The following is a 6202-nucleotide window of genomic DNA, read 5'->3' on the forward strand; positions in this document are numbered from 1 at the left end:
AATGCATACACTATGATTGATTTTACTATCCATTTAATTAAAAAAATAGATCCAAAAAAGCTATAGAGCATCAGGTGTAAACTAATAGGGATTTATAGCTTTTTTGGATCTATTTTTTTAATTAAATGGATAGTAAAATCAATCATAGTGTATGCATTTTGTTTTTTTAAATAACACCAACTTTATCCTAAAAATTAATATATATCTATTTTTTCTGAAAATAAGGATATTAATATAACGGTAAAATGGTAATACTTTTTATAAAAAATTATTGAAAACAAAGGAATTAATTTTATGCGTTTATTGATTATTCAGTATGCTGGAGATTACCGTAAAACCTTTGAAGGCCTAGCTAACGGTGGAGCTGAGACGTACTATGCTCAGAAATATTGTGTAGATGCGGTAGCTGAAATTGGCAAACAAATTGGGGAAGTTGCTACCCTATGTTGTATGACCGAAAAACCATACAATGAGCTCCTCGAAAAAGGAGTTCGTGCCATTGGTGCAGGATTTGATGGAAAGATTAACATTAAAAAGTTAATCCAATTGGTTGAAGATTACCATCCGACTCATTTAATTATTCGCACACCCATTCGGGAAATTTTTCGTTGGGCAATTCACAATAATGTTTCAACTCTAGCCCTATTCGCTGAATCTATTCCAACCAACAAGGTGGTTAACAAATTTCGTAATTATTTACTAAGCCAACTATTAAATAATGATCAAATCCAATGGATTGGTAGTTATGGAATTGATTCCTCCCTAGGGCTCCAGCACATAGGAGTTCAATCTGATAAAATAATTCCTTGGAGCTATATTGTTACTGAAACACCGGAATCTTGGTTACCAAAAACTCTCCGAGCAGAGGCAAAGTCTTGGCAAATATGTTATGTTGTATCAATGAATTCAGCTAAAGGTGTTGGTGATATATTATAATCTATCGCTAACTTAAAAGCTAATAAATTTCCAATAAAATTGAAGCTAGCTGGTTACGATAAAACAGGTTTATTTGCCAATAAAGCTAAGCAGCTACAAATCGAAGACTGTGTAGAGTTTCTCGGACTAGTACCAAGTAATACGGTAGTTACTCTGATGAGAGAATCTGATCTGGTATTAGTTCCTAGTCGCCACGAATTTCCAGAGGGTTTCCCACTAGTAATTACTCATGCCCTTTGCGCTCGAACTCCAATTATTGCTTCAGATCACCCAATGTTTATCAATAAACTAAAAGATGGCATCAATGCGAAAATTTTCGAAGCTGGCAACTCTGTTGCTTTAGCAGAATCTATTCAAAAGCTGCTTTCCGATTCAGATCTTTACCATAATCTGTCTATAGCCTCTTACGAAACCTGGAAGAGTTTGCAGCTTCCAGTAAAATTTGCTGACCTAATTCAGCGATGGCTACATGACTCACCAGAAAATGAACAATGGTTAATTGAGCATCGTTTAAGTTCAGGGCGCTACAACTCAATATCTCCCTAATATAAATTTCATAATTATTATGATTCCTAGGTGTAGGATGTGAGATGGATGCTATTTTGGAAATTGCTGGGCGTTACGGTATACCAGTTATTGAGGACAATGCTCATGGCCTATTTGCTAAGTACAAAGGCAAGTATCTAGGTACATTTAATTGTCTAGCTACCCAGAGTTTTCACGAGACTAAGAACTTTACCTGTGGAGAAGGTGGCGCATTCTTGATCAACGACCCGGAGTTTATCGAACGTGCTGAGATTATCCGCGAGAAAGGAACTAATCGCACTCGCTTCTATCGCGGTCAAATTGATAAGTATACCTGGGTAGACAAAGGCATTTATAGCGTTTTTCACTATCTGCCATTGCACTTGTCTGATATGGGACGAGAGTTTGGGGGCAAAGAAGGAGACTGCTTGGTGACTGAGGATGTAAGCGATTGACCGTAGGTCACGCTACGCGATGAAGCGTTCGCGTAGCGTGGCCAAAGGCCTCAGCTTCCGCTAAAAGCGATCGCTTACTTCGTCTGCCCTTTTACAACGATATGACTGAAGCTGACCAAGCAAGGGTTGTGGCATCAATCAAGAAATTTTTCTGAACTTTAGCAGCACTCTCAGATATACATAACTGAGGTAAAACTCGGTAATAAACACTATAAATACTAGGGTGAGACCCTACAAGTAGAGTTCCTGCCTAAGTCCTGAAATAATATAGATAGGCGAATATCAAGGCAGCTATCTAAATCGATAAATCCAATACTCAGCTGTAGCCATAAGTTGTGTCAGTGAACCAGAGGAGAATACCACTCACGCCATTAACTTAGACGTGGGTTTTGAAACAATTTCCAAAACTTGGAAAAAGGACGGTAATTATATGGCTCAAAAAGTCCGAAAAGCCATATTATCAGCGGAGCACTATGCTTCTACGCCAATAAACATGTGGTGTATTGGCATGGCTCATCTTTAGAAAAATACTTGAATCTAAGACCAGTTAACTTAGTGATGTATGAAATTGTCAAAGATTCTTGTGAACAAGGATATTCTTGGTTTGATTTTGAGACTAGTGGTGGATTGCCAGGAGTTATAGCATTTAAGAAAAGTTTTGGAGCCGAGCCTCTTGACTGTTATATGATATATGTTGATCATAAGTTGAGGCGTATGGTGAAACCCCTAAAACCTTTAAAGAAAATATTAATGCCGTATTACCCTAGAGCTAACTAAGCAAAATTGCTTAGTTATTTTAAAATACCTAAAAATGATTACATTAAAAAGTAAACTACTGGGGAGCAATAAATTATCAAGCAATTTAATAATACGGCTGGTTTGACATCAAATACTTTACTAATAGGGAGCTATAATTGAAGCGGTACATTTGATAGCAAGATTCAACCTTCCTAAAACCGATGATACAGCCCTTGAGAGTTGGTTTTTTATCTTCTCAGAATTATTTAGATAAAAATACTTTTTCTGGCACCCTTTATTATATGCATAGGTCTCTGGCATCAAGAGACCTTCAGTTGATTAATCTCGGCAATCCCAGAAAAGTATCCTATTGGCATAAGCTAGTCAAGCCTATCCAATTAATTGATTCATTTTTAGGTTTCAAGTCTTCTGATCAAAATGAACAGCTTAATCGATTCATAATTAACGTTCAAAGACAGTTAAATGAAACCCCATGTGATTTACTTTTTTGCCCTGTTGCATCAGCAGAAGTAAGTTTAATTGACACTAGTATTCCTATTATTTTTTTATCCGATGCTACTCCGAAGCTAATCAACAATGACTACTATAAAATTTACCGAAACAGAGAAGAATTTGAACTAGGAGAAAAACATGAATTTGCTGTATTATCAAAATCTCATAAACTAGTTTATTCTTCAGAATGGGCTGCCAAATCTGCCATTAGCGACTATCAGGCAGATCCAGAGAAAGTTGAAATAATTCCCTTTGGAGCCAATTTAGATGATATCCCCTCAGTCGATCAACTATTTTCCAAGTGTAATGCTTCCCGTTGCCGTTTATTGTTTATTGGTAAAGATTGGCAGAGAAAAGGTGGAAATATTGCCTTTGAAACTCTGATGTCTCTGCTGAACATGGGAATTGATGCTGAGCTAGTTATGCTTGGTTGTATACCACCGGATGACATTAAGCATGAGCGGCTAAAGGTCATTCCTTTTTTGAATAAAAATAATCCTAAGCAACGAGAGGAACTTAATCAATTATTTCTGCAATCCCATTTTTTGATGTTTCCCACTCGTGCTGATTGTTCACCAATTGTGATTTGTGAGGCTAATGCATTTGGTCTCCCTGTAATCACAACTGATGTCGGAGGAATCCCGACAATTATTAAAGATGGCAAAAATGGTTATATGTTACCGTTATCTGCCTCAAGTGATCAGTATGCTAGTGTGATAGCAAATAACTTTGGTGATCGGGCAGTCTATGAACAATTAGTCAAGTCTTCTAGAGAGGAATACGATCAGTCTCTCAATTGGGATACATGGGCAGAACGTATACATCGTGTGATGATAAGCATGTTCAATTGATTCCTGTCGGATTTGTGAGATTTGGAATAAAATGAAGAGGGGAAAGAGGAGTAAAAATCTCCTCATCCCCTCTTTACCTTATCCCTCATTTCTAATTTACAAAGACTTAACTATGAGGGCAACGTTTCTGACCACACTCTAAGGCAGTAGGCATATTAACCGTTGACAAGCTCTTTTGCTAGCAATGGTAGTGGCTTACCTTCAAAGTATTCAGGAATTGGTGCACCCATCAATTCCAAAATTGTGGGGGGAAGATCAAGAGCATGACCGCCTCCGAAATCAACACCAGAGGCAATACCTGGACCATTAGCTATGATAAATCCCTCAGGGCGATGGCTGCCAGAACGATAATGGGGTACAGGACCAATACGTCCAACATCAGGACTTTCCACCACATCTGTGGCATACTCATCTTGCCAGACAAGTACCAAGTCGGCATCAGACAGCTTACAATTTCGCTCAGTGGGCGACTTCCGTGTCCTGATGATATCCTTGACCATGGGTACACCTTTTCGGGCATCTTTAAGAGCGTAAAGCTTTTGGATCAGTTCATCACAGAAAGCATCATACTCCGATTCGGGTACCAATCCTTGGGGTTCTCGTCCCTGAAGATTGATGCGGATATATCCTTCTGAAAAGCTTGGTAGGGCAAACGCTTTCATCTTGTGCCAGACCGGTGCATACCAAGCGGCTGGTTGGAAAGGTACTACATCGGTTTGCTTAGCTAGCCTGAATGGCGAGATTAGATCGGGTTCTTGAGAAGAATCTAACCATGGCTCGATTAGTTTGAAAAGCTTGGTGGGCATTTCTCGTCTCAAAAACCTTTTAATGGCATTAGGATCATACTTGGTACCCCACAGATGTCGCTCCCAATAGTTCCATTTCATTTTGGTAATTATCGGTTCAGGGGGTGTTCCCAACTCAGTACCATTAGCCAGGCCAAATTTGCCAGGGAAACTCAGGCGATATAGAAACTCAGGCAGGAAGGTCGTGCTGGGGGTATCCATGGTGTTAGGACCCATGCCATGAGCGGAGAAAATGACGACATGAGCATCCTTTGGTGCTTTGGCTAAAATCTTGCCGATTGCCCGATCAATGGCTTGAAAGCCTTCGAGCATTGGATCACCTGAAACACGGGAACTAAAATGCTCATACAGAGGATGCTCCGGTTGACTCAACTGCCAGAAATTGTGACCCAGTGCATGGGCTTCGCCAAACACTGTTAAAAACAAGTCCCAAGAACCTCGTTGCAAGAGATCTTGACAAATAGTAGCGCGACGGGAGATCCCTGTCTCAAGAACTTTCCGAAGTCGAAGTGTTCCTTTTAAATCAAGACACACTGCATAGTCTTTATGGAGTCCTGGATGTTCTCCATGTTTGTCAACCAGTTCTTGAAACAGTGAAGCCGGTAAAGACCCACTAGCTACTTGAGGAGAATGGGCTCCCCAAGCTAAAACCTGCGGACCATTTACCTTCTCAGAAAGCCGAGTTTGAGGCATGTCAAAAACTGCCACTCGATAATCTTCACCCAGGGCATAAAATGGAGGATACTCACTATAGTCATAGGCGGCCTTGGTGTAGCACTCATAGCTACCTTCTCGAAATCCCAAGGGAGACCAGTACCCAGTTGTGTGAGGCGAGCAGCCAGTCAAAAATGTTGTCCAAGGGGTTTCTGCACTAAACGCTTCAAAGTTTTTTAGGCGTCCATAGGTTCCCTGGTCGCGCAGACGACGCATAGTCTGGAGATGTCCCTGAGACATCCATTTCTCAAGGACAGAGGGCTCAGCTGCATCTAGTCCAATGGCAATAACGGGCTTGTTCATTTCTCTGAAAGTAAATGTTAATACTGGAGATGCAACCTGCAACTTAACCAGGGGCATTCGTGAATCTTGGCAAGTCTTAGAGTGACATTAAACTCGATTTGGTCTATGTTATACAACAGCTAAGTTTACCGTTATACCCCTGCTTTGATCTTTACCTATGGATTTCTAAAAATCCTTATCGTTATTATAACTTTATAACAAGATTAACTTAAATTAATATATAGCGTAAGCTTTTGATAAAAATCTCTAGAGCAAAAATCCGGATAGCTGTTTTTTATTAAGTATATATTAGTGGTGATAATTACCAGCCATGTAAGCAGTCAGCTAATGCGCGTGCGTCACAGGCTTATAGCCTGTGACA

At 39.8% G+C, this 6202-nt stretch carries 6 protein-coding genes; 5 read left to right on the top strand and 1 reads right to left on the bottom strand.

Translation table 11 applies throughout. The features are described from left to right. Positions 1–294: 294 nt before the first annotated feature. From F6J94_RS28225 to F6J94_RS28240, 5 genes are all read left to right on the top strand, one after another. Positions 295–936 (top strand): hypothetical protein, encoded by a 642-nt coding sequence (locus F6J94_RS28225; RefSeq protein ID WP_293046492.1) that lies wholly within the window; start codon positions 295–297, stop codon positions 934–936. A gap of 3 nt (positions 937–939) precedes the next feature. Further along, positions 940–1482: a glycosyltransferase gene (locus tag F6J94_RS28230; RefSeq protein ID WP_293046505.1), complete on the top strand. Its 543-nt coding sequence runs from the start codon at positions 940–942 to the stop codon at positions 1480–1482. A 44-nt stretch (positions 1483–1526) separates the two neighbouring features. Further along, entirely contained in the window at positions 1527–1916 is a 390-nt protein-coding gene (locus F6J94_RS28235) for a DegT/DnrJ/EryC1/StrS family aminotransferase (RefSeq protein WP_293046495.1), read from the top strand. A gap of 498 nt (positions 1917–2414) precedes the next feature. Next, positions 2415–2693, top strand: coding sequence for a hypothetical protein (locus F6J94_RS34475; RefSeq protein WP_367142284.1), 279 nt, complete (start codon positions 2415–2417; stop codon positions 2691–2693). Positions 2694–2887: 194 nt separating this feature from the next. Then, a complete protein-coding gene (locus F6J94_RS28240; RefSeq protein ID WP_293046498.1) occupies positions 2888–4018 on the top strand; it encodes a glycosyltransferase family 4 protein in 1131 nt (376 codons plus the stop codon). A gap of 155 nt (positions 4019–4173) precedes the next feature. Here the strand turns inward: F6J94_RS28240 and F6J94_RS28245 are convergent, their stop codons facing one another. Beyond that, positions 4174–5841, bottom strand: coding sequence for an alkaline phosphatase family protein (locus F6J94_RS28245; protein ID WP_293046501.1), 1668 nt, complete (start codon positions 5839–5841; stop codon positions 4174–4176). Positions 5842–6202: the final 361 nt, after the last annotated feature.

Source organism: Moorena sp. SIO1F2, from assembly GCF_010672755.1.
Lineage (GTDB): Bacteria > Cyanobacteriota > Cyanobacteriia > Cyanobacteriales > Coleofasciculaceae > Moorena.